Genomic DNA, 22297 nt, shown 5'->3' on the forward strand with positions numbered 1-22297 from the left:
GGTAGTTACCCCTGCGGCTGCACAATTGCCCTGCGGCCTAGTGCACGGCCAGCGAAATCTTCTCGCGCTCCTGCGCGGACACAACATCACGCGTCGGAAGCAAGTCGATGGTCACGCTGTTGAGTTTGCCGCCGTAGCGGAACGTGCCCTTCTCCGCGAATTCCTCGGAAACCGGGCTGCCACGGTTGATTCCGATATCAAGCTGCTCGTTCATGCTGAAGATCGCCCGGGTAGTCTTGTCGACCCTGCCCTCCGCGACAACCTCGCCGTCGACGCGCACCGTCGCGAGACCGCCTTTGCCGATACCACCGCCGTCGTAGTCGAAATTGACCGAGACTTCCTTGGCGTCGGGGGACAGGGGCTTCTCGGCGCGCACGAAGGTACGGCCACCACCGCTGAAGTTGTAGCAGTACACGGGGACGGAATCGATGATGTACAGAGCGAATCCGCCGAACCGGCCACCGAGGCTGACAAGCATGCCGTCGGCGACGCTGCCCAGGTTGGCGGTCAATGCGTACGAGCGGTTGAAGAAGTTGGGTGCTGCCTTCTCGACCAGCCCGTTCATGTGCGGGTACAGCGTCAGCGATTTGCGGCCCATCATGGGATGCGGCGGACGTGATTCCGGTGTCGAATGCCGTCCGACGGTACGGTCGTCGAGAGGCAGCACCTGGTACTTGGCGGCCTCGACCAGGAACTTTTCCTTGAGTCGCGCGAGGATCTCGGGATGTTCGTCCGCGAGGTCACGGGCCTGCGACCAATCGACCGTCGTGTCGTACAACTCCCACTTGTCGTCGCTCAGCGACGTCAGTTCCAGTCCGTGCGTTGCCATCAGCCACGGGGCACGGTGCGCGGTGACTGCGGTCCAACCGTGATCGTAGATGCCGCGGTTTCCGAAGATCTCGAAATACTGTGTGGTGTGCCGCTCGTCGGCCGCTGGATCATCGAAGGTGTAGTTCATCGCTACACCCTCCATCGGTTTCTGCGTTACACCGTCGACGCTTGTCGGAGCCGGGATGCCGGCAGCTTCGAGGATCGTCGGGGTGATGTCGACGCAATGGTGCCACTGTTCACGGATGCCGGGATTCTCGATTCCCTTGGGCCAGTGCGCGATCAGCCCGTTGCGGGTTCCGCCGTAGTGAGAGGCAACCTGCTTGGCCCACTGGTACGGGGTGTCGAGCGCTAGTGCCCAGGCAGCCGGGTAGTGCGGATAGCTGGTTTCGGTACCCAGTTCGTCGTACCGGGCGAGCACGTCTGCGGTCGCGGTCTTGTAGCCGTTGAGCCCGGCGAGGTAGTTGAACGAACCCTCCATGCCGCCTTCGGCCGAGGCTCCGTTGTCACCCATCATGTAGAGGACGAGGGTGTTGTCCAGAACGCCCATGTCCTGCAGGCGATCCACCAGTCGCCCGACCTCGTCGTCGGTGTGCTCGAGGAACGCGGCGTACAACTCCATGAGCCGGGCCGAGACCTTCTTCTGGTCGTCATCGAGCTCATCCCAGTGTGGAACGCCCGGTGCCCACGGAGCCAGGACGGTATCCGGCCCGACGACGCCCAGTTCCTTCTGCTTTTCGAGAGTGATCTCTCGCTGGCGATCCCATCCGTGATCGAATTCGCCGACGTACTTGTTCAGGTAACTGTCCGGAACCTGAAGGGGCGCATGGCACGCGCCGAAGGGGAGGTAGCAGAACCACGGCTTGTCCGGGTCCATGGTGTTGACGCCCTCGACCCACTCGATTGCGTGATCGACCAGATCCTCGGAGAGGTGATAGCCCTCCTGTGGCGTCTTGGGCAGGTCCACCATCGTGAAGTCCTCGTAGAGAACCGGTGTGAACTGGTCGGACTCGGCGCCCAGAAAGCCGTAGAACTTGTCGAACCCTTCGCGTACCGGCCAACGATCGAACGGCCCCGCCGCTGTGGTCTCCCAGGTCGGAGTCTGGTGCATCTTGCCGAAAGCGCCCGTAGCGTAACCATTTCCCTGCAAAATGCGAGCAACGGTGGCCGCCGAGGCAGGCCGGGTTCCGTTGTATCCGGGTGCGGCGTTTGCCATCTCGGAGATGACACCCATGCCGACGCTGTGATGATTGCGGCCCGTCAGAGTGGCGGCTCGGGTTGGTGAACACAATGCGGCAGTGTGGAATCGGCTGTACTTGACCCCGGTGTCTGCCAGGCGTTCAGCCGTCGGGGTACGGCACGGGCCACCAAAAGCGGAGGGGGCGCCGAATCCGACATCGTCGATCATGACGAGCAGAACGTTGGGTGCCCCGGCCGGCGGGCGAATTGGCTCTGGCCGGGTGAATGGCACCTTCTGGTCTCGGTAGTCGACGGATGCGGCGACGTTCGGCGTCTCGGGGATGATCGGGATGGAATGACGATTCACAAGTGGGCTCCTGGCTGTATCGAGGCCGAGAATTAAGTAGATGACTTAATCTGCAGCGTAACTCCCGATGTCGCATTCACTGGCAAGTTCTCGTTGAGTGGGATTCCGTCCCCGCTGTGTGCGCCTTTGTTAACCCCCGGCGGTCAATAAAGGCGGACGGCAATTGGGGTTGCAGTTTTAAGGCACTGACTTATATGCTCCATCTCATGCCCAGCTCGTCAGATGCCAAGAGTGCAATGATCGCCGTCGCAGAACGCATGTTTGCCGAACGTGGCATTCACGAGGTGTCGATGCGCGATGTCGCGGCAGCAGCGGGGCAACGCAACAACTCTGCGGTTCAGTATCACTTCGGTGGTCGGGACGGCTTGGTGCTGGCAGTGTTCCGGTATCGGATGGGTCAGATCAACATTGCGCGTCTGACGTACCTCGACGACATCGACTCGAGTGGGCGTACGGATACGGTTCGAGCTTTGGTCGAGGCGTTCATTTACCCTCTTGCAGATTTCCTTGCCACTGCCGACGGATCGAACTATGCGCGGTTCATCGCCAGGGTCTCGCCCTCGGTCGATACACAAAGTGTCGAGTTCCGTGAGGTCAGCGAGGCGAACAACGAAGTTGTCTCGCGGCTGACACGGGCACTGAACCACCTCTCGCGTCGTGTCGCTGTCGAGCGGATCGACCTGATGTCCAACATGACCGTCGCCGCGCTTGCTGTTTTCGAGCAGCGGCGTGAAGAGGGAAATCCCGTGGTGAAGGCGGATTTCGACACAACTGTCGACCATCTGGTCGACCTCATGGTGGCGGCACTGCTGGCTCCGCAGAGTGAGCACACACGAACCCGAAGCAAGATCGCGCAGTCCACTGACGCGCGAGTCAACACGTAAATCGAAACGGAGCTATTTTCATGGCTGCACTCACGTCGTCTCGTACAGTTCAAATCGGCAATCACACAATCGAATTCGGTCCTCGCGGGATGCGTCGTAATCCCGAAGGTGTCGAGTCGATGCCGTACGAGCGTTTCACTCTCACCCCGGTCACACCGTTCATCGGCGCTGAGATCAGCAACATCGATCTGCGTGATCCGTCGGCCGAGCAGATCGACGACGTCCGTCGTGCATTGCTCGAATGGAAGGTTGTGTTCTTCCGCGACCAGAACATCTCGAGTCTCAATCACCGTGACTTTGCCAGCAATTGGGGCGAACTCGAAGTTCACCCACTGCTCCCGCAGGGTGAAGTTCCGGCCGTGGTTCGATTCGAACGCGGCGAGGACAGCCCAGGCACCGAAAACATCTGGCACGTCGACGTGACCTGGACGAAGACACCGCCGCTAGGCTCTGTCCTGCGTGCGATCGATGTTCCGCCGGCCGGTGGCGACACCCTGTGGGCCGACATGGGCAACGCGTTCGATTGCCTTCCTGACGAGGTCAAGGAGCTGATCGACGGACGCGAGGCGGTCCACGACTTCGTTCCGTCCTTCGGCCGCAGCATGTCACCCGAAAAGCTCGAGAAGATGAAGGAGCAGTACCCGCCGGTCCTGCATCCGATGGTGCGCAAGCACCCCGAGACGGGCCGCAAAACGCTGTTTGTGAACAGCCTCTTCACCACGCATATTCCGGACATGGATCCGCAGGAAGGCAACGACCTGCTCAACCTGCTGTTCGCGCAGGTCAAGGTTCCGGATTTCCAGTGCCGTTTCAAGTGGGCAGCCAATTCCATTGCGTTCTGGGATAACCGGGCAACGCAGCACTACGCGGCCAGTGACTACTTCCCGCATCGACGGATCATGGAGCGCGTCGCGATTCTCGGCGACGCACCCTTCTGATCTACTCCTGCGGAATTCGCACGACGCACCGGAAGCCGACGTGGCAGGTCGAGGACTCTTCGGACTCGCTCTGCCGCGCGGCCGGCCGGTAGCGCAGGCAGTAGTTGGGTGCACACAGATGTGACCCACCTTTGATAACTCGCAGCGGATAGGTCTCTCCCGCAACGGTTTCCGTTGCAAGCTCGGCGCGCGGATTGCGAGGGATGCAGCACGAGGTCGCCGGTGCCAGATTCTTGGTGCTGTGGGCGTGGTCGGACGTGTAGTGATCCGCTGTCCATTCCCAGACGTTGCCGGCCATATCGAGGAGGCCGTAGCCGTTTGGGCGGAATTTTCCAACGGGAGCGGTGCGTTCGTAGCCGTCTTCGAGCAGGTTCTCCCACGGGAACTGGCCTTGCCACACGTTGCCACCGGGCTTTCCGCCAGGAGAGTCCTCGTCGCCCCACACGTAAGCCTTGCGGTCGAGCCCACCGCGCGCCGCGTACTCCCACTCCGCTTCGGTGGGAAGTTCCTTGCCGGCCCACTGGGCATATGCCTGCGCGTCGAAGTACGACACGTGTGTCACGGGATGTTTCTCGCGACCACCGACATTGCTGCCCGGGCCCTCCGGGTGGCGCCAATCCGCGCCGGGTGTGAAGGTCCACCACTGGGTGTAGTCGTCCAAGGAGACCGGTCCTGGCGGTGAGTGGAAGACCAGAGAGCCAGGCACCAGCAGTGCCGGGTCGGCATCGGGGTAGTCGGCAGGATCGGGCGCGCTCTCCGCAGTCGTGACGTGTCCTGTTGCTTTGACGAATCGGCGGAACTCGGCCACGGTGACGGCCGTCGTATCCATCCAGAAACTGTCGACGCTCACCTGGTGAACGGGGCGTTCTTCCGGGTAGAAGTCCTCGGAACCCATCCAGAAGGTTCCGCCCGGGATCAAAGACATGTTCTTCGGGGGAGTACTCATGGCGGCTGAGGGCGTCATGGTTTCAGCATGACATGCGGCCCGGAATGGGTGAAACGAGAATCCCATCTGGTGCCCTCGTCAGGATTTGAACCTGCGACCCTTCCTGTCGCGGGTTCAAAATTGAATGCAGGCAGTTTAGGCGGCGAGGGAGACGGACAACTCGCGCTGGAGTGAATCGGTATGGATCCGGTGCGCCGCGTCAGGGAAGGATCTGTCTAGGTACTGGATGCGATCGTCTGATTGTCGGTGGGTTGTGAAGGTTCGATCTTGTGCCGTTTGACGAGTAGGACGATGGCGATGATGGGGTAGGCCAGGATTGGCGCGAAGGCGCCCACGTACGACGTTTGGTCCAACAGGATGATGCTGCCGCTGATGAGAGCAAAGTCGAAAAGTCCGTGGAGTACGGAGTTCAGGGCGTTACTGCCCGAAACTCGGCGTGTGAGGTAGAAGAAGTATCCAGCGAGGCTGACAATGATTGCTTGTGGGACAGCGGAAGCGCCGTGTCCGAAGACGTTGGAGAGGTGGACGGCGCCGAAGATGAGACTGGACCACAGGGCTACCTGGCCTTCGCGGAGTCCGTGGTTGCGCAGCATGGTCACTCCGATGCCGCGGAACATTCCTTCTTCGCCCCAGCCGACGAATTGCGTGGCAATTAGTAGGACAAGGACAAACAGCCAGCCTTTCTCTGCGAGTGCGCTGTAGTCGATGCCCACGAGGATCGCGACGAGCAGGATGGCAGGAACGACCCACACCCAGCGGTTCACCGGTCGGTCATCCTTGAGCACTGGACGCCACCAACCCAGAGCTGCGATGACGCCGTAGGTAAAGATGAGGGCGAGTCCCAAGGGGATCACCATCGTGAAGATGACTCCACGGGTGGTTAGTGTGTCGTCCTCGTTGCTCCAACCCGCGATGAGGCGGCCGCCGAACTGAATAATTGCCAGGTACGCGATGACGATCACTGCGAAGGCGACGTACGAGAGTTGACGCCCGGAGATGCGAGGCTGACCCTCGTGCTTGTGTATGTCCACTGCCCAATGTTAGAGCGCAGATTGATTTGACGCGGGCTGACCCGCTCGGCAGGTCACGCCAGATTCGCCCCTTGTTGATCCGCCCAGAATTGCTCGTTATGCCGGGCCGGTAAGGCTGCCACGACCGAAAAGCCCCATCTCTCTGGCGCGGGATGGGGCTTTTTGTCGTGCAGTCCGAACTACTCGTCCACTCTGGCGACCGCAGGGAGGAACGCTCGAATGATCCCGTAGTTTGCCCGGAATTTCGATCCATCGCGAATGATCAGTTCGCGTCGTTTCAACTCGTTGAGATCTCGGGTTAGGCGGAGTTGCAGGTCGCGCACATGTTATGACCTGGATGAAAGGGCATAAATGTGCCCTCGGCAGGATTCGAACCTGCGACCCTTCCTTTAGGAGAGGAATGCTCTATCCCCTGAGCTACGAGGGCGGGGAGCTCATCCGTAAAGCATGAAAACCGTGTTGTACTGCGGTTTTCGCTTGCCGGTTGGGCTGGTGCCGCTACTTGACCGGTTGGCGTTGGGCCTTGGGCGTCGTAGCTGCGGTAGTCAGTGTAGCGGCACAACCCATACGGCGCGAAGCCGACAGGCGCCCGCAGTATTGGACCTGCGCGGGCGGCGTCGAACCTCAGCGGGCGGCGCCGGCAATCCTCAAGTCGATTTCCCGCGGACTCAGGAGATTGTCGAGTACCAGGACGGCGCACCCGAGGATTCCTGATTGCGCCCCGTGGCTGACGGACACGATGTGCAGTGAGCGTGTGGCGAGTGCAGTTGCGTTGCCGTAGACCGATTCTCGAAGTCCGGCAAGGAAGAGTTCGTCGGCTTCGGCCATGTCGCCGCCGATGACAAGCACTTCCGGGTTGAGGAGATTGACAGCGCCGGAGATCACGTCGCCGATGAGCCGTCCGCTGGTTCGGATCAATCGGCGCGCTTCTCCGTCGCCGTCGAGGGCCAGTCGAACGACGTCGCGGACGTGGCCGACGTCCCGGCCCTGGGCTTCGAGTGCATGCACGAGAGCCCAACCGCTGGCGACGGTTTCGACGCAACCCACGTCGCCGCACCGGCATTGGACATCCTTGGCGGCAGCGGTTTTGGTGTGCCCGATCTCGCCGGCGGCGCCGAGTGAACCCCGTTGCAGTACACCGCCGAGAACGATGCCTGCGCCAAGGCCGGTTGAGGCTTTGATCATGAGTAGATTCGGTGCGCTTTCACGCCTTTCGCTGAGTTCCGCGAGTGCCATGACGTTGGCGTCGTTGTCGGCGAACAACGGCGCGTCTGTGACCGATGCAAGGTAGGGAGCAAGGGCAACACCGTCCCAGCCCGACATCATCGGTGAATCGAGACTGGCTCCGGCTGCGACGTCGACCGTCCCGGGGATGCTGAGCCCGACTCCGATGACTTCGGAAGGCGGGCGGCCGATTCGGGCCAGCAATGACGTCAGGTGATCGGCGATCTCAGGCATCAGTTCGTCGGGCCCGACGCCCACCGATTTGTCGATGTCTTCCGCGGTGAGGATGGCGCCGGACAGGTCTGTGACGGCCAATTGCGCACGCGAGCGGCCGATCGCGACAACCAGCACCAATCCAGCGGACTTGTCGAACGTCAAGGTGGCAGGCGGACGGCCACCTGTCGATGGGCCTTCGTCGTCGTCCGCGATCAGGCCGATCGACTGCAGCGCGCTTACCCGGGCAGACACCGCGGTCCGGGAAAGTCCCGTGAGTTTCCCGATTTCGCTTCGTGTGGTCGCGGAACCTGCGCGGATCAGCGAGAACACCTCGCCGGCTGTGGCGGGAGTGATGGGCGGTCGGGTCATACCTTCTATTCAAGCATTCTCTCAGCGTTACTTCAGGATGCAAAAGATTTATTACTTTAGTCTTCTGAGGACGTAAGTAGGTATTGTGAAAAAGCAGAAGTGCGCATAGGCTGTGTCTTGACTCACTGGGCACCGCGTTCTCGGGTGGGTCGCAGTACGAGGTCAGAGGGCGCACGAACCTAGGGGAGAACCCGATGAGTCGCACCGACACGCAGAACGAGATTGTCGACTTCGCGCGTAAATGGCAGAAGTTCGACGGCGGACCGGACGAAGACATCTTTGTCACCTTCGGTCTGGAGCCCCACGAGTACTTCCGGAGATTGAAGAACATCCTCGACAACGGCAACGCCGCACTGGATCCCCCTGTGGCGAGCGAACTCGCCACGGTGTGTGCGCACCGGTTGCGTCAGCGAGACGTCGAGTTGATCGGCCAGTAGGCCACCCACATTCTTCTTCATCGCTGAATCAAGTCCACAGAATCAAGAATTGAGGTCGCCATCATGCACAAGCACCTTCCGATGCCGAATCCGACAACTGAAGTGTGGGACTGGCAGATGCAAGGAGCGTGCCGCGGGCACGACTCGGCCGTGTACTTCCACCCCGACGGTGAGCGTGGGCATGCCCGCGAGAACCGCGAACTCAACGCAAAGAAGATCTGCTCCAGCTGCCCGGTTCTTCAGCAGTGCCGCGAACATGCGCTGGCTGTTCACGAGCCTTACGGCATCTGGGGTGGAATGACGGAGACCGAACGCGCAGAATATGTGCGATCGCTGCGTAAGCGCAGCAACCGAATGCCCGCGGTCGCAGTCGCGAGCTGAAGGTCCTTCAGAGAGGACACGCTGTGACGCTCGTAGCCGGTATCGATTCCTCGACTCAGTCGTGCAAGGTCATTGTCCGTGATGCCGATTCGGGTGAATTGGTCAGAGAGGGACGCGCGACGCATCCTGCAGGCACCGAGATCGACCCGGCGCGGTGGTTGGAGGCCATGGACAGCGCGATTGCTGCTGCGGGCGGACTGAACGACGTCGCCGCGGTGTCTGTGGGCGCGCAACAACACGGCATGGTGTGTTTGGACGGCGACGGCGATGTAGTACGACCGGCGTTGCTGTGGAACGACACTCGTTCCGCGCAGGCTGCGAGCGAACTTGTCGACGAGCTGGGCGGTCCACAGGCGTGGGCCGACGCCGTAGGAGTTGTGCCGGTAGCCGCGATCACCGCGAGCAAGCTGCGCTGGCTTGCGGATCACGAACCCGGCAATGCGGATCGTACTGCAGCAGTGTGTCTTCCACACGATTGGCTGTCTTGGAAATTGGGCGGCGCCGTCTCGCTCGACGCGCTTGCCACCGACGCTGGTGACGCGAGCGGAACGGGGTACTTCGCGGCCGCGACGCGCGAGTACCGGATGGACCTGCTGTCGCTGGCCTTCCGAGATCGAACACCACAGGTTCCCCGGGTTGCGGCGCCGAACGAGAAGATCGGTATCACTCGATCCGGCGCGGTCATCGGACCGGGGACTGGTGACAATGCCGCGGCCGCACTGGGTTTGGGGGCGATTCCCGGTGACGTGGTCATTTCGATCGGAACGTCCGGTGTCGTGTCTGCTGTTTCGGCCGCGCCGACGCACGATTCGAGTGGCAATGTTGCCGGTTTTGCCGACGCCACCGGACTGCACCTGCCGCTTGTGTGCACACTCAACGGCGCGCGGATTCTCGATGCGACCGCGTCCATTCTCGGCGTCGATCACGACGAACTGTCTCGTTTGGCATTGTCCGCCCCGCTCGGGAGTGACGGCCTGGTGATGATTCCGTACTTCGAGGGTGAACGAACCCCCAACCGTCCCGACGCGACCGGGGCTGTGCACGGGTTTCGGCTCCAGAATTCGACGCCGGCGCATTTCGCGCGCGCCGCAGTCGAAGGGCTCCTGTGCGGCTTGGCCGACGGCGTCGACGATTTGGTTCGTCAAGGCGTCGAGGTGAAGCGCGTTCTCCTCGTAGGAGGCGGAGCGAAGTCTCGCGCTCTCTGTGAGATTGCGCCGGCAATTCTCGGAGTCCCGGTTGTGATACCCGATCCTGGTGAATATGTTGCGGAAGGCGCATGCAGGCAAGCTGCCTGGACGCTGCTCGGCGGCGAGCGTCCACCGGTATGGACAAAACCGGAGGAGAGGCGCTTCGAGGCTGCACCGGCGCCGCAGGTTCGGGAACGTTACGCATCGCTGCGCGAGCTCACCGAGGGTGTGTAGAGGCCAACTCAGCTAGGGTTCTTTCGTGGACTTGTTGGTAGGCATGGACATGGGAACGGCCAGCAGCAAAGGGGTTTTGGTCACCCCGGACGGCGTGGTCCTGGCAACCGAGCAGATCGACCATCAGATCTCGATGCCCAGGCCCGGGTGGGCCGAGGTGGACGCCGAGAAGATGTGGTGGTCCGAGGTGTGTTCGATCTCCAAACGTCTTGTGGCACAAGTTCCCAGATCTGCCAACGTTGCAGGTGTCTGTGTCAGCGGTGTTGGCCCGGCACTTGTGTTGTGCGACAGTGAACTTCGACCCCTTCGTCCGGCCATTCTGTACGGAATCGACAGTCGAGCATCCGCAGAAGTGGCCTCGCTGACCGAATTATTCGGCGAAAAGGCAATACTCGATTGTGGTGGCAAACTTCTCTCGAGTCAGGCCGTCGGGCCGAAGATCGAGTGGGTGCGCATCCATGAACCGGAGATTTTTGCCGCGGCGACTCGGTGGTACGGGTCGAATTCGTACATCGCCGCAAAGCTGACCGGTGAGTATATCCAGGATCATCACACGGCCAGTCAGTGTGATCCGCTCTATTCGGTCCGAGACTTCAGCTGGAAATCCGATTGGCTGGATCGTGTTCTCGGCCATCTCGAGTGCCCTCGATTGGTGTGGCCGAGCGATGTTGTCGGATTGGTACATGCTGATGCGTCCGAGCAGACCGGACTGCCCGTCGGGACGCCCGTTGTCGCGGGAACGGTCGACGCATTCTCCGAGGGATTCAGTGTGGGCGCCCGTCATCCCGGTGATCTCATGTTGATGTACGGATCAACGATGTTCCTGGTTCAGATACTCGAGAAGTTTCAGAGCAATCCGGCACTGTGGACAACCGCGGGCGTTCAGAAGGACACCTTGGCACTTGCTGCCGGAACATCCACTGCCGGAAGTCTGATCGAGTGGCTTCACAAGCTCACCGGCGATGCACCATTCGAGCAGTTGCTCGCCGAGGCCGCGGCCGTGCCCGCCGGCGCCGAAGGGCTGTTGATCCTGCCGTACTTCGCCGGCGAACGTACTCCCGTGTTCGACCCCAAAGCCAGAGGCGTCGTTGCCGGACTGTCATTGCGACACGGCCGGGGGCATCTGTTTCGGGCCACCTATGAAGGTATTGCCTTCGGAATCCGCCAGATACTCGAAATGTTCGGTGACACAGATGAACCCGTCCGGCGCACGATCGCGGTGGGAGGTGGCGTCAAGAGTCGCGTCTGGACACAGGCGATCAGCGACATCACCGGACACACGCAGTTGGTTCCGACTCAGACCATCGGCGCCAGCTACGGCGACGCTCTGTTGGCTGCGATCGGGACCGGACTTGTTGCGCCGGATACCGATTGGACGACTCTGTCGCACGAAGTAGTGCCGAACGCAGCCAACCGGGCGATGTACGAGGATTTGTATCAAACGTGGTTGACGCTGTATCCGTCGACGCGGGAACAGATCCACGCTCTCGCCCAGTTCGACTGCTGATCGCTCAGATCAGCCCGAACTTCCGCACCGCGTCGAGTAGCGCATGCGGACGTTCGGACGTCGGCAGTGGATCGACGAGAGCGAACTGGCACCCGATATCGCGTGCGGCGCCATCGGCGACTTCACTGTCTCCGATCATCAAGGTCTGGGCCGCGTCCACGTCGAGTTGCGCAAGTGCGTGCTCGAATATGGCAGGTTCGGGCTTGACCGCACCCACCTCGAAGGACAACACGAACTCGTCGACCCACACGTCCCAGCCGCGGTCGACAAACGCCGGGCGGATGTCGAAGGCGATGTTGCTCAAGACTGCGGTGCGAATGCCCTTCTCCGACAGTGACTTCAGTACCTCGCCGGTATCCGGGTACGGAGTCCATCGATCCGGGTCCACGAGCAACCCGTACAGCGCTTCGGCGCGACCGAGATCTGGCATACCGGACTTGCTCAACACGTCGAGGTAAGCCTGACGGTGCAGCTTCGGATCCCGGTCACGGTTCTCCCACGCGTACAGTCCCGCTTCGTCCATCTCGACGGTTCGCCCGACCGGAGCGGTCATCCGGCGCATCAGCTCGGTTTGAGCGTGCACGTCCATCGGCTCGCCGGCGTGATCGACAAAATGTTCGGCCCAGTCGGAATCTTCCTCGAGCCGGAAGAGCGTCCCCGAGAAGTCGAACAATGTTGCGGCGATATGCCCGTTTCGGGAGTCGGTGCTGTCAGTGTTCACCGACCAAGGTTATCGGCGCAGGGTTTCCGATGCGCAGTATGCGGCGGGGCGCGCGTACTTTGGGAGGGCACATTTTCCGAAGTTCGTGTCGAAGGGCAGTGTTCGTCGCTCTCGGCCCGCGCCGAATGACCAGGGGGATTCTCCGTGTCCGACCACGTGAACCACGTTGACCGAAGCAAATCGGCGGGTGACGACCCCCACTTGTCGCGTCAGCTGTCCAATCGTCACATCCAGCTGATCGCGATCGGCGGCGCCATCGGCACCGGCCTGTTCATGGGTTCGGGCAAGACGATCTCGCTGGCCGGGCCGTCGGTGATCTTCGTGTACATGATTATCGGCTTCATGCTCTTCTTCGTCATGCGGGCGATGGGGGAGTTGCTGCTCTCCAACATGTCCTACAAGTCGTTCTCCGACTTCGCTGCTGATCTCCTGGGGCCGTGGGCGGGATTCTTCACCGGCTGGACGTATTGGTTCTGCTGGATAGTCACCGGCATCGCGGACGTGATCGCGATCTCGGGCTACTTCAAGTACTGGTGGCCTGGGTTGGCCGCATGGATTCCGGCGCTGCTGACCATCGCTGCATTGCTCCTTCTCAATCTGCCGACGGTGAAGGCGTTCGGTGAAACCGAGTTCTGGTTCGCGCTGATCAAGATCATCGCCATCGTCAGCTTGATCATCGTCGGCATCGTGATGGTCGTCTCCGGGTTCACCGCGCCCAACGGCGCCACCTCCGGCGTCGACAATCTCTGGAACGACGGCGGCATGTTCCCGACCGGCTTCATGGGGTTTGTCGCGGGCTTCCAGATCGCAGTGTTTGCGTTTGTGGGTATCGAACTGGTGGGTACGACGGCGGCCGAGGCCAAGGATCCGGAGAAGAACCTCCCGAAGGCCATCAACTCCATCCCGATTCGTGTGCTGCTGTTCTACGTGGTCGCACTGACCGTCATCATTTGTGTGACGCCGTGGCGTGAGATCCAAGCGGACAAGAGTCCGTTCGTCGCGATGTTCACGCTCGCCGGCTTGGGTATCGCCGCGTCGGTCATCAACTTCGTGGTGCTGACGTCGGCGGCATCGTCGGCGAACTCGGGCATCTACTCGACCTCACGCATGGTGTTCGGCCTGGCTCAGGAGGGCGACGCACCGAAGGCCCTCGGCAAGCTGAACTCGCGCAAGGTCCCCGCGAATGCCCTGATGTTCTCGTGCATCTTCCTGCTCGCGTCGTTGATCCTGCTGTTCTCCGGTGACTCGGTGATCGAGGCATTCACCGTTGTGACCACAATCTCCGCACTGCTCTTCATGTTCGTGTGGACGATCATCCTGGCGAGCTACCTGGTGTACCGGAAGCGTCGCCCGCACCTGCACGAGGCGTCGAAGTTCAAGATGCCAGGCGGCATCGTGATGTGCTGGGTTGTGCTGGCTTTCTTCGTGTTCATCTTGTGGGCGCTGACCACCAAGGACGACACGCTGCAGGCGCTGCTCGTCACCCCGATCTGGTTTGTCGCACTCGGAATCGCGTGGGCGATTATTCGTCGCCGGCCCGCGCACCGCGCGCGGTACGAGGCATTCCGGGCAGAACTGGATGCGAGTCGACAGACGGACGAAAAATAGTTTGGTCAAGAACGTGTAACGGTGGCGGTTTCCTTGATCAAACTGTTACATTCGTCGGCAAGACAGAGGAGCGGGCTTCGTTCGAGGACTGCTGCAGGCCGACGACTGACAGGGTAAAAACTGTGGGAGACCACCACCGCACGGACAATTCCATTGCTGCATTCGAGATCGATCCTGACGCAGCGAGTGGACGTCACCGCGTTCCGTCGGCTGGCCCGGGCGCAGGCGTCAAGGCTGGTGTTGTAGCTGCAGCCACGGGCGCACTGCTCGTCGGCGCAGGTCAGATGGGTGCAGGCACCGCAGCGGCAGCCCCGGCCACCCAGAACATCGCCGGATTCGAGATTCCGCAGGGATTGCTTCCCGAGGGCATCGAGATCCCAGCCGAGCTGTCGAATCTTGGGCTCCCGCCGGCGGCGGGCATCGAGGTTCCCGAACTTCCCGACCTCGTGGCACAGGTGAACGCACAGGTGCAGCAGTTCACCGGCTCGTTCAACCCGGTTTCGTCGAACAGCGGCACCGTTCAGCCTGTTTCCGGAACGCTCACCTCCACGTTCGGTAACCGTTGGGGCGCGCACCACGGCGGTCTGGACATCGCGGCCCCGATCGGAACTCCGGTTCTCGCGGCAGCATCCGGTCAGGTCATCGACGCCGGTCCGGCCTCGGGCTTCGGTCTCTGGGTGCGCATCCAGCACGACGACGGCGCAGTCACCACATACGGACACGTCAACGACTACCAGGTTGCAGTGGGCCAGCGCGTAGCCGCCGGCCAGCAGATCGCTACCGTCGGTAACCGCGGCCAGTCCACCGGCCCGCACCTGCACTTCGAGGTTGCGGAAAACGGCGCCAAGGTTGATCCGGCCATCTGGCTGAAGGCGCGCGGCGTGGCAGTGACCTGGGTGGACAACTCGTAGGGAAAATCTTTTGCGGACCTGCAGGGCATCGGAGTTAATTCCGGTGCCCTGCAGTCTTTTCATGCTCGGTTCGGGTTGTGGTCGGGAGTCGGCCGGTTAGCCTTGCGGAAGACGACCTTCGGTGGTTGATCGCGAAGGAGGGGGATCGGATATGGGCGCAGAAGTTCAAGCACGAATGTTCACGAGGGCCGACCGGCGGGTGTTCCGCAAGAAGGTGCGATTGTGCGTCGACGCCATGAAGCAGATGCTCGATCGCGGCGACTTCCGGGACGCAGTCGAGAAACCCGACCCGTTGCTGGGAATGGAGATCGAGTTCAACCTCGTAGCCGGCGACATGCTGCCGGCGATGTCCAACCTTGCAGTGCTCGACGCCATCGACGACGATGCGGTGTTTCAAACGGAGCTCGGGCAGTTCAACGTCGAGATGAATGTCGAACCTGGCCCACTGACCGGCGACAACACATTCGAGCTCGAAGAAAAACTGCGCAGTTCACTCGCGATCGCGGACGCTCGCATCCATGAGCACGACGCCGAGATGGTGATGATCGGGATGCTGCCGACGCTCCAGCTCGAGCACCTCGACCGCGAGTGGATTACCGCGAATCCGCGCTACGAATTACTCAACGAGCAGATCTTCGCAGCGCGTGGTGAAGACATCGAACTCGACGTAGAGGGTGTCGCACTTTCCGGTGGGCCAGTGGAAGTGCTACGCGCCGATACCAATTCGGTGGTTCCCGAGGCGGCCTGCACGTCGATGCAGTTGCACCTTCGGGTTTCTCCCGAAGAGTTTGCGCCGCACTGGAACGCGGCACAGTGCCTGGCCGGGCCGCAGGTGGCGCTGGCCGCCAACTCGCCATTCCTGGCAGGCAAGGCGCTGTGGCATGAATCTCGGATACCGATCTTCGAACAGGCCACGGACACCAGAACACTCGAACTCAAGAATCAGGGAGTGCGACCACGCGTCTGGTTCGGGGAACGCTGGATACATTCGGTTCTCGATCTCTTCGAGGAGAATTCGCGATACTTCCCGGCGCTGCTACCAGACGTCTCCGATGCGGATCCCCTGGAGGTTCTTGCGGCAGGCGGAATTCCGGAGTTGAAAGAACTCCAGATGCACAACGGAACCGTCTACCGCTGGAATCGTCCGGTGTACGACTGCTCGGATGGCAAGCCGCACTTGCGGATCGAGAATCGAGTGCTGCCGGCCGGGCCCACCGTACTCGACATCATGGCAAACGCCGCGTTCTACTACGGAACAGTGCGGGCGCTCGTCAACGCGGATCGCCCACTGTGGTCGCAGATGTCTTTCCATGCCGCAGAAGAGAACCTGCACATCGGCGCCAAGCACGGGCTGGACGCAATGCTGTACTGGCCGGGCATGGGCTGGGTCGGTGCGGACGAATTGATCCTGCGACGGCTACTTCCCCTTGCAGACGAAGGCTTGGCCGACTTCGGGTTGTCGAGTGCAGCGCGTGAGAAGTACCTCGGCGTCATCGAAGGCCGGTGTCTCAACCGGCAAACCGGTGCGGCGTGGCAGCGGGGACGCGTCGTCGCCGGTGAGTCCGCAGGACTCGATCGAACTGCCGCTCTTGCCGAGATGATGCGGGCATACATTGAAAACATGCGCAGTGGTAATCCAGTTCACTTGTGGGACTGATTCGGGCTCGCTAATTCAACTCCCCATCAACAGTTTCGGGGACCTTGGTCATCGAAACAGGGATGGATTCGACCCGGAAACCATGTCGTAATTGCGATGGTTAGAGTGGAAGTGGCTCGATTACTTCTTACGGAAGGTGGGCACATGAGTTCACGCGAACACAACAATGTCGTCGTCGGAATCGACGGATCGGACACCGCGTCGACCGCGCTCCGGGAAGCTGCGAAAATTGCCGCGCAGCGAGAATTGCGTCTCGATATCATTCACGCGCTCGACTTTGCGCCGTACGGATTCGGCGGCCCGTACATCGACGCGGGTGGCGTGTACGAGTGGGTGGAAGAGGCCGGAAAAGCCGTACTCGGCGACGCCGAGAAGTTTGCCGCCGAGGTCGCCCCGACGGTCACCGTTCACACCGAGATGGCCATCGGTAGCCCGACGCAGTGGCTTCTCGAGAGTTCCGCGAAAGCCCGTCTGGTCGTCGTGGGAGCATCGTCGTCCGGAAAAGCCGCCACCGCGGTACTCGGCAACACCGCCGTCGGTGTCGCGAGCCACGGCAAGTGTCCCGTCATCGTTGTGCGCGAACGTGACGGCGTCGTACCGTCCGATGGTCCCGTCGTAGTGGGCGTAGACGGCAGTGCGCTGAGCGCGCAGGCTGTGGGTGCGGCATTCGAGGAAGCGGCGTTCCGCGGCGCAGAACTGGTAGCCGTCCACGTCTGGAGTGACCTCGGAACAGCAGCGTTCGAAGATCCCCGCGCTGCCGCGCTGGCACCGGCATCGCTCGAGGAAGAAGAGCATGCGGTATTGAGCGAGAATCTTGCCGGATGGTCCGAGAAGTACCCTGACGTCGTGGTTCGCCGTGAGATCTACCTCGACAATCCGCGTGGCCGCCTGCTCGAGTGGTCGGCTCGGGCGCAGCTCGTCGTTGTCGGTAGCCGAGGCCGCGGCGGATTCCGCGGAATGCTCCTGGGATCCACCAGCAACACACTGATCGCTTCCGCGCAGTGCCCGGTGATGGTGGTTCGTCCCGAAGATTCCTGATTTCTCGATGCGCCTGTGAGAACCTGCCCCGTTCATTTCGGTCACCGAATATGACCGGGGCAGTCACATGAATACGGCCTCATGTTCCGTAGTGTTCAGGGGGAGGTGTGCCTGGCGCACACATGGCAATCGTGAGGATTGGGGTTAGAACGTGCGCATCGGAATGGGTTTGAACTACAGCGGCGGATTCGCCGAGACTGTCGAAGAAGTCGGTGACCTCGAAAAGGCCGGTCTGGACATTGCGTTTGTCCCGGAGGCCTACTCGTTCGACGCGGTCAGCCAACTCGGATACCTGGCCGCGAAGACGACAACCATCGAACTTGCCTCCGGCATCTTCCAGATCTACACCCGCACGCCGTCGCTTACCGCGATGACTGCCGCCGGCCTCGACTTCGTCTCCAACGGACGATTTGTCATGGGCCTTGGCGCGTCCGGCCCACAGGTGATCGAAGGTTTCCACGGCGTCAAGTACGACGCCCCTCTCGGCCGTACTCGCGAGGTCGTCGAAATCTGCCGCCAGGTATGGCGTCGGGAAAAGGTCGAGTACCAGGGCAAGTACTACCAGGTGCCGCTGCCCGCCGAGAAGGGGACCGGTCTGGGCAAGCCGCTCAAGCTCATCAACCATCCCGTTCGCGAGCGCATCCCGATCCTCATCGCTTCCCTCGGCCCGAAGAACGTCGAACTCACCGCCGAGATCGCGGAAGGGTGGGAGCCGATTTTCTACCACCCCGAGAAAGCAGCAAGCGTGTGGGGAGAGCCCCTCGCCAAGGGCAAGGCGAAGCGCGACCCCAGCCTCGGTGAACTGCAGGTGTACGCGTCCCCGGCGCTGGCCATCGGCGACGACGTCGACCACATGCTCGACTGGGTCCGTCCCAGCATCGCCCTCTACATCGGCGGCATGGGAGCCAAGGGAAAGAATTTCTACAACGATCTTGCCGTCCGCTACGGCTACGCCGAAGCCGCCGAGAAGATCCAAGATCTCTACCTTGCAGGCAAAAAAGAAGAAGCCGCGGCAGCAGTGCCGGACGACCTCGTCCGTGCAGTCTCGCTGATCGGTCCCGAAAGCTACGTCCGTGAACGCGTCGCCGCATTTGCAGAATCCGGCGTCACCACCCTCAACGTCACCCCGCTGGCGGCTGATCGTGCCGGACGTGTCGGCCTGATCGAGAAGTTCCGGAACATTTGTGATTAACCGCTGTGCGCCTTTATTAACCCCCCGCGGTTAATAAAGGCGCACAGCAGATGTCCGATTCGGGACCCGCCGTAGCGGATAAAACGTATTTATCGCACTTGGGCAATAGTGTGGGAGCAATAGTGTGGAGGCAGATAGAGTTCTGTAGTCGATCCTGAAGGGACGAAAATGAGTGCAATCCAACCAGTTGTCGTAGCTGTGGACGGTTCCGAGGCGGCGTCGTCGGCCGTTGTGTGGGCCGCACGCACCGCCGCTGTGTTGGGGCGTCCGCTGCATATTGCAACGGTGGTGCACATTCCGGCCTTCTATTATTCCGAGCCGTATCTGGCCGAGAGTTTCAAGGACGAACTGCGACGCACTGCTCGTGCCAGACTCGACAGCGCCAAGATCCTGGCCCACCAGAGTGTCGACGGTGATCTCGAAGTAGTCACCGAACAACTCGACGGCAGTGTCTCCGATTCATTGATCGAATTGTCCAAACGCGCATACATGGTTGCCGTAGGTCCGCGTGGGCACGGCGAATTCACCGGACTTGTCGTCGGTTCGGTGACGGTATCGATTGTCTCGCACGGTGAATCGCCCGTGGCAGTCGTGCGCGGGCGGACGCTGGACGGTCAGCCGCCCACTCAGGGACCGGTTGTTGTCGGTGTCGACGGCTCCGAAAACAGCATCGAGGCCATCGAGCACGCATTCGAGCAGGCGTCGGCGCGCGGCGCCACGCTGATCGCCGTCAACGTGTGGAGCGACGTGAGTGTGCAGCCTTCACTGGGCGCCACTCCGGACGACCCGTTGTGGAGCAGCATCCAGACCGGCGAAGAAGTAGTTCTGGCAGAGCAGTTGGCCGGATTCACCGAGCGATACCCAGACGTTGTGGTCGAGCGTGTAGTCGCGCGCGATCGCCCGGTGCGGGTTTTGAGCGAGTATGCCGAGACTGCGCAGTTGGTGGTGGTCGGTAGCCGCGGACGTGGTGGCTTCACCGGAATGCTTCTGGGCTCGACCAGTCGCGCACTTCTGCACACCGCAGATTGCCCCGTGTTGATCGTGCGCCACAGCAAGAACTGACACGGCTGGAACTGACACTCGTCAACTGACACCACAGTTGTTTCGATCGGCAATAGATTCTTGAAAGAGGCTTAGATGACTACGCGCGTGTTCCTGGTCGACGATCACGAGATCGTCCGACGCGGACTGTTCGATCTGCTCGGCGGCGTCGAGGATTTCGAGGTGGTCGGGGAAGCGTCGTCGGTAGGGGAGGCGATGGCCGTTATCCCCAAGAGCAATGTCGATGTCGCGGTTCTGGACGTGCGACTGGCCGACGGCAACGGCGTTGAATTGTGTCGCGACCTTCGCTCGATGCTGCCGAACCTGCGGTGCCTGATGTTGACCTCGTATGCGGACGACGAAGCGCTGCTCGACGCCATCATGGCGGGCGCGTCCGGCTTTGTGCTGAAGCAGATTCTGGGCACGGATCTTGTTGCGGCGGTACGCACCGTCGGCTTGGGTGGATCGCTGCTCGACAGCCGCGCCACCGAAGCGTTGATGGCGCGAATCCGCAGCGAACGCACCGCAGATCCGCTGGCGGAACTCTCCGATCAGGAACGCGCGGTATTCGACCTCATCGGTGAGGGCCTGACCAATCGAGAGATCGGCGCGAGGCTGTTCCTCGCCGAGAAGACGGTCAAGAACTACGTGACCCGTTTGCTCTCGAAGCTGGGTATGCAGCGCAGGACTCAGGCTGCCGTGCTGGCAACCGAGCTGCGCAACAAGTAGTTCAGGGCTTCCGCCGCCTCAGCGGTACCCGCCACACCAGGCGGGTGCCGTTCGGGCTGCGGTTGCCGATTGTGCATGTGCCACCACAATGTTCAGCGCGGCGCTCGAGATTGTGCAAGCCGCTCTTGTGGACGCCGACGGGGATACCTTTGCCGTCGTCGTCGATGGTGATGGCAAATTCGAGGTCGGCGGTCACGGAGATGGTGATCGTGTCTGCCTGGGCATGTCGCAGAACGTTGCTCAAACCCTCACGAAGCACGGCTTCGGCATGGGGGTGGATTCCGGCTTTCACGAGTGTGTCGATCGCTCCGGAGAACTGAACGCTCGGGGTGACTGCTGATTGTGCTGTGGCGTCACCGATTACGTCGAGGAGGCGTCGGCGCAGGCTGGTCGAGTCCGCGGTCGCGGGTGTCTGGAGATCGAAGATGGTGGTGCGGATTTCGCGGACGGTTTGGTCCAACTGCTCCAGCGACCGGGTGACGATGGCACGCGCGGAGTCGGGAAGATCGGAATCGGGCAAGGTGCTCTGCAGGCTCATGCCGCTGGCAAACAGACGCTGAATGACGTTGTCATGCAGGTCACGCGCAATGCGGTCGCGATCTGCCAGAACCGACAGGAGACGCTGTCCACGTTGTTTCTCGTCGAATTCGATAGCTACAGAGCCTAATTCGGCCATCGACTCGATCCGGGTGAGTTCGTCCGAATCCCAGTGAGTGCTGGCGGAATCCGACGTGAGCAGTAATGCGCCCACCACGCCGGATGCAACCGTCATCGGGGCCAGCACCGCGCTACCCGCTGTCGGGACCAAGTCGAGCAGCGAGCCCAATTCGGTGAATACGTGCAACCGTCGAGTCTGCCGAATGACGTCGAATGGATAGAGGCTCGCCGGGACTCGGACTCCCCGCGATGTCGGCCGGGCGCTGACCGCGGTGTGTACCTGCGCGTAGCCGTTCTCGCAGATCAGCACGATGACATCGTCGATGCCGGTCAACTCGCGCACACGGGTGGCGAGCAGTTGCAGACTGTCGTCGAGCGAATCGCCCGCCAGCAATCGTGACCGGATGGCAGACATTGCGGTGAGCCATCTTTCACGGGTCCGAGACTGCTCGAACAGCCTGACGTTCTCGGCTGCGATACCGGCGGCGATGGCAAGCGCTTCGAGGATGACCTCGTCCTCCTCGGTGAACTCTGCCGCACCACGTTTCTCGGTGAGATAGATGCTGCCGAAAACCTCACCGCGCATCATGATCGGCGCGCCCAGGAAGCTGTCCATCGGCGGATGATTGGCGGGAAATCCGACAGAGGCGGGGTGGGCGCCGAGATGCGGAACACGCAGAGTCTTGGGATCGTTCATGAGGACGCCGAGCACGCCGTGGCCTTCCGGGAAGTGTCCCATCGTCTGCCGCAGCGGTTCGTCGATGCCCTCGTACACGAATTCGGCCAGCCCACCGCCCGGTGCCCGCACGCCCAATGCCCCGTAGTTGCAATCCAATACAGTGGTTGCCGCAATAATGATGCGCTGCAGCGTGAGATCGAGATCAAGCCCGGAACCGACAACAAGCACTGCTTCGAGAAGTCGGTGGAGCGTCGGGATGTCAGCCTTGGAGTCGGCCAGACGCTCGAGTACTTCGGCGAAATTGCGTGTCGGGTTGCCCGAAGAGTCGATCATGCT

Annotated in this window: 19 protein-coding genes and 1 tRNA gene; 13 read left to right on the forward strand and 7 right to left on the reverse strand. The window is 61.5% G+C overall.

The features are described from left to right. Window positions 1–37 precede the first annotated feature (37 nt). Window positions 38–2374: an arylsulfatase gene (locus tag CJ178_RS27125; RefSeq protein WP_092806714.1), complete on the reverse strand. Its 2337-nt coding sequence runs from the start codon at window positions 2372–2374 to the stop codon at window positions 38–40. Window positions 2375–2580: 206 nt separating this feature from the next. Between CJ178_RS27125 and CJ178_RS27130 the strand changes: the two genes are divergently transcribed. Next, the gene (locus tag CJ178_RS27130; protein WP_033234383.1) at window positions 2581–3258 is read left to right on the forward strand and encodes a TetR family transcriptional regulator; all 678 of its coding nucleotides are present in this window, start codon (window positions 2581–2583) and stop codon (window positions 3256–3258) included. Between the two features lie 20 nt (window positions 3259–3278). Then, a complete protein-coding gene (locus CJ178_RS27135; protein WP_033234173.1) occupies window positions 3279–4196 on the forward strand; it encodes a TauD/TfdA dioxygenase family protein in 918 nt (305 codons plus the stop codon). A gap of 1 nt (window position 4197) precedes the next feature. On the opposite strand, the gene CJ178_RS27140 is transcribed toward CJ178_RS27135, so the two are convergent. The 4 genes from CJ178_RS27140 to CJ178_RS27155 all read right to left on the reverse strand — a co-directional run bounded on the left by CJ178_RS27140 (window position 4198) and on the right by CJ178_RS27155 (window position 7982). After that, window positions 4198–5160 (reverse strand): formylglycine-generating enzyme family protein, encoded by a 963-nt coding sequence (locus CJ178_RS27140; protein WP_095888708.1) that lies wholly within the window; start codon window positions 5158–5160, stop codon window positions 4198–4200. 197 nt (window positions 5161–5357) lie between these two features. Next, on the reverse strand, window positions 5358–6173 hold the full coding sequence (locus tag CJ178_RS27145; protein WP_233364313.1) for a CPBP family intramembrane glutamic endopeptidase: 816 nt from the start codon (window positions 6171–6173) through the stop codon (window positions 5358–5360). A gap of 354 nt (window positions 6174–6527) precedes the next feature. Then, window positions 6528–6600: transfer RNA gene (locus tag CJ178_RS27150), tRNA-Arg, on the reverse strand. A gap of 197 nt (window positions 6601–6797) precedes the next feature. After that, the gene (locus tag CJ178_RS27155; protein ID WP_095888413.1) at window positions 6798–7982 is read right to left on the reverse strand and encodes an ROK family protein; all 1185 of its coding nucleotides are present in this window, start codon (window positions 7980–7982) and stop codon (window positions 6798–6800) included. A 194-nt stretch (window positions 7983–8176) separates the two neighbouring features. Here CJ178_RS27155 and CJ178_RS27160 point away from each other — a divergent pair, with 194 nt between their 5' ends. The 4 genes from CJ178_RS27160 to CJ178_RS27175 all read left to right on the forward strand — a co-directional run bounded on the left by CJ178_RS27160 (window position 8177) and on the right by CJ178_RS27175 (window position 11728). After that, window positions 8177–8419 carry a DUF3263 domain-containing protein gene (locus CJ178_RS27160; RefSeq protein WP_033234176.1) on the forward strand — a complete coding sequence of 81 codons (243 nt, stop codon included), beginning with the start codon at window positions 8177–8179 and terminating at the stop codon, window positions 8417–8419. A 63-nt stretch (window positions 8420–8482) separates the two neighbouring features. After that, window positions 8483–8800 (forward strand): WhiB family transcriptional regulator, encoded by a 318-nt coding sequence (locus CJ178_RS27165; RefSeq protein ID WP_033234177.1) that lies wholly within the window; start codon window positions 8483–8485, stop codon window positions 8798–8800. A gap of 23 nt (window positions 8801–8823) precedes the next feature. Then, window positions 8824–10221, forward strand: a complete 1398-nt coding sequence (xylB, locus tag CJ178_RS27170; RefSeq protein WP_095888414.1) for a xylulokinase — start codon at window positions 8824–8826, stop codon at window positions 10219–10221. A gap of 25 nt (window positions 10222–10246) precedes the next feature. Next, window positions 10247–11728, forward strand: a complete 1482-nt coding sequence (locus CJ178_RS27175) for an FGGY-family carbohydrate kinase (protein WP_095888415.1) — start codon at window positions 10247–10249, stop codon at window positions 11726–11728. A gap of 4 nt (window positions 11729–11732) precedes the next feature. Here the strand turns inward: CJ178_RS27175 and CJ178_RS27180 are convergent, their stop codons facing one another. Further along, window positions 11733–12449, reverse strand: coding sequence for an HAD family hydrolase (locus CJ178_RS27180; RefSeq protein WP_095888416.1), 717 nt, complete (start codon window positions 12447–12449; stop codon window positions 11733–11735). A gap of 144 nt (window positions 12450–12593) precedes the next feature. Here CJ178_RS27180 and cycA point away from each other — a divergent pair, with 144 nt between their 5' ends. The 7 genes from cycA (at window position 12594) to CJ178_RS27215 (ending at window position 20625) form a co-directional block, all read left to right on the forward strand. Continuing rightward, on the forward strand, window positions 12594–14057 hold the full coding sequence (gene cycA / locus CJ178_RS27185) for a D-serine/D-alanine/glycine transporter (RefSeq protein WP_033234181.1): 1464 nt from the start codon (window positions 12594–12596) through the stop codon (window positions 14055–14057). 122 nt (window positions 14058–14179) lie between these two features. Beyond that, complete coding sequence (locus tag CJ178_RS27190; protein WP_033234182.1) at window positions 14180–14968, forward strand: M23 family metallopeptidase; 789 nt, start codon at window positions 14180–14182, stop codon at window positions 14966–14968. Window positions 14969–15119: 151 nt separating this feature from the next. Next, window positions 15120–16625, forward strand: a complete 1506-nt coding sequence (locus CJ178_RS27195) for a glutamate-cysteine ligase family protein (RefSeq protein ID WP_095888417.1) — start codon at window positions 15120–15122, stop codon at window positions 16623–16625. A 144-nt stretch (window positions 16626–16769) separates the two neighbouring features. After that, a complete protein-coding gene (locus CJ178_RS27200; protein ID WP_033234184.1) occupies window positions 16770–17663 on the forward strand; it encodes a universal stress protein in 894 nt (297 codons plus the stop codon). Between the two features lie 151 nt (window positions 17664–17814). Continuing rightward, complete coding sequence (locus tag CJ178_RS27205; RefSeq protein ID WP_033234185.1) at window positions 17815–18855, forward strand: LLM class F420-dependent oxidoreductase; 1041 nt, start codon at window positions 17815–17817, stop codon at window positions 18853–18855. A gap of 168 nt (window positions 18856–19023) precedes the next feature. Continuing rightward, complete coding sequence (locus CJ178_RS27210) at window positions 19024–19917, forward strand: universal stress protein (protein ID WP_033234186.1); 894 nt, start codon at window positions 19024–19026, stop codon at window positions 19915–19917. A 75-nt stretch (window positions 19918–19992) separates the two neighbouring features. Beyond that, window positions 19993–20625, forward strand: a complete 633-nt coding sequence (locus tag CJ178_RS27215; RefSeq protein ID WP_033234187.1) for a response regulator — start codon at window positions 19993–19995, stop codon at window positions 20623–20625. 1 nt (window position 20626) lies between these two features. Here CJ178_RS27215 and CJ178_RS27220 read toward each other — a convergent pair whose 3' ends face one another. Beyond that, entirely contained in the window at window positions 20627–22294 is a 1668-nt protein-coding gene (locus tag CJ178_RS27220) for a sensor histidine kinase (RefSeq protein WP_045069158.1), read from the reverse strand. Window positions 22295–22297 lie beyond the last annotated feature (3 nt).

The sequence above is a fragment of the Rhodococcus sp. ACPA4 genome, from assembly GCF_002300185.1.
Classification (GTDB): Bacteria; Actinomycetota; Actinomycetes; order Mycobacteriales; family Mycobacteriaceae; genus Rhodococcus_F; species Rhodococcus_F globerula.

What these genes read in the sequence shown, in the direction of transcription:
- CJ178_RS27220 (WP_045069158.1), bottom strand. Translation starts at nt 22,294, where the DNA reads ATGATCGACTCTTCGGGCAACCCGACACGCAATTTCGCCGAAGTACTC.
- CJ178_RS27160 (WP_033234176.1), top strand. Translation starts at nt 8,177, where the DNA reads ATGAGTCGCACCGACACGCAGAACGAGATTGTCGACTTCGCGCGTAAA.
- CJ178_RS27140 (WP_095888708.1), bottom strand. Translation starts at nt 5,160, where the DNA reads ATGACGCCCTCAGCCGCCATGAGTACTCCCCCGAAGAACATGTCTTTG.
- CJ178_RS27210 (WP_033234186.1), top strand. Translation starts at nt 19,024, where the DNA reads ATGAGTGCAATCCAACCAGTTGTCGTAGCTGTGGACGGTTCCGAGGCG.
- CJ178_RS27195 (WP_095888417.1), top strand. Translation starts at nt 15,120, where the DNA reads ATGGGCGCAGAAGTTCAAGCACGAATGTTCACGAGGGCCGACCGGCGG.
- CJ178_RS27200 (WP_033234184.1), top strand. Translation starts at nt 16,770, where the DNA reads ATGAGTTCACGCGAACACAACAATGTCGTCGTCGGAATCGACGGATCG.
- CJ178_RS27155 (WP_095888413.1), bottom strand. Translation starts at nt 7,982, where the DNA reads ATGACCCGACCGCCCATCACTCCCGCCACAGCCGGCGAGGTGTTCTCG.
- CJ178_RS27215 (WP_033234187.1), top strand. Translation starts at nt 19,993, where the DNA reads ATGACTACGCGCGTGTTCCTGGTCGACGATCACGAGATCGTCCGACGC.
- CJ178_RS27135 (WP_033234173.1), top strand. Translation starts at nt 3,279, where the DNA reads ATGGCTGCACTCACGTCGTCTCGTACAGTTCAAATCGGCAATCACACA.
- CJ178_RS27130 (WP_033234383.1), top strand. Translation starts at nt 2,581, where the DNA reads ATGCCCAGCTCGTCAGATGCCAAGAGTGCAATGATCGCCGTCGCAGAA.
- CJ178_RS27165 (WP_033234177.1), top strand. Translation starts at nt 8,483, where the DNA reads ATGCACAAGCACCTTCCGATGCCGAATCCGACAACTGAAGTGTGGGAC.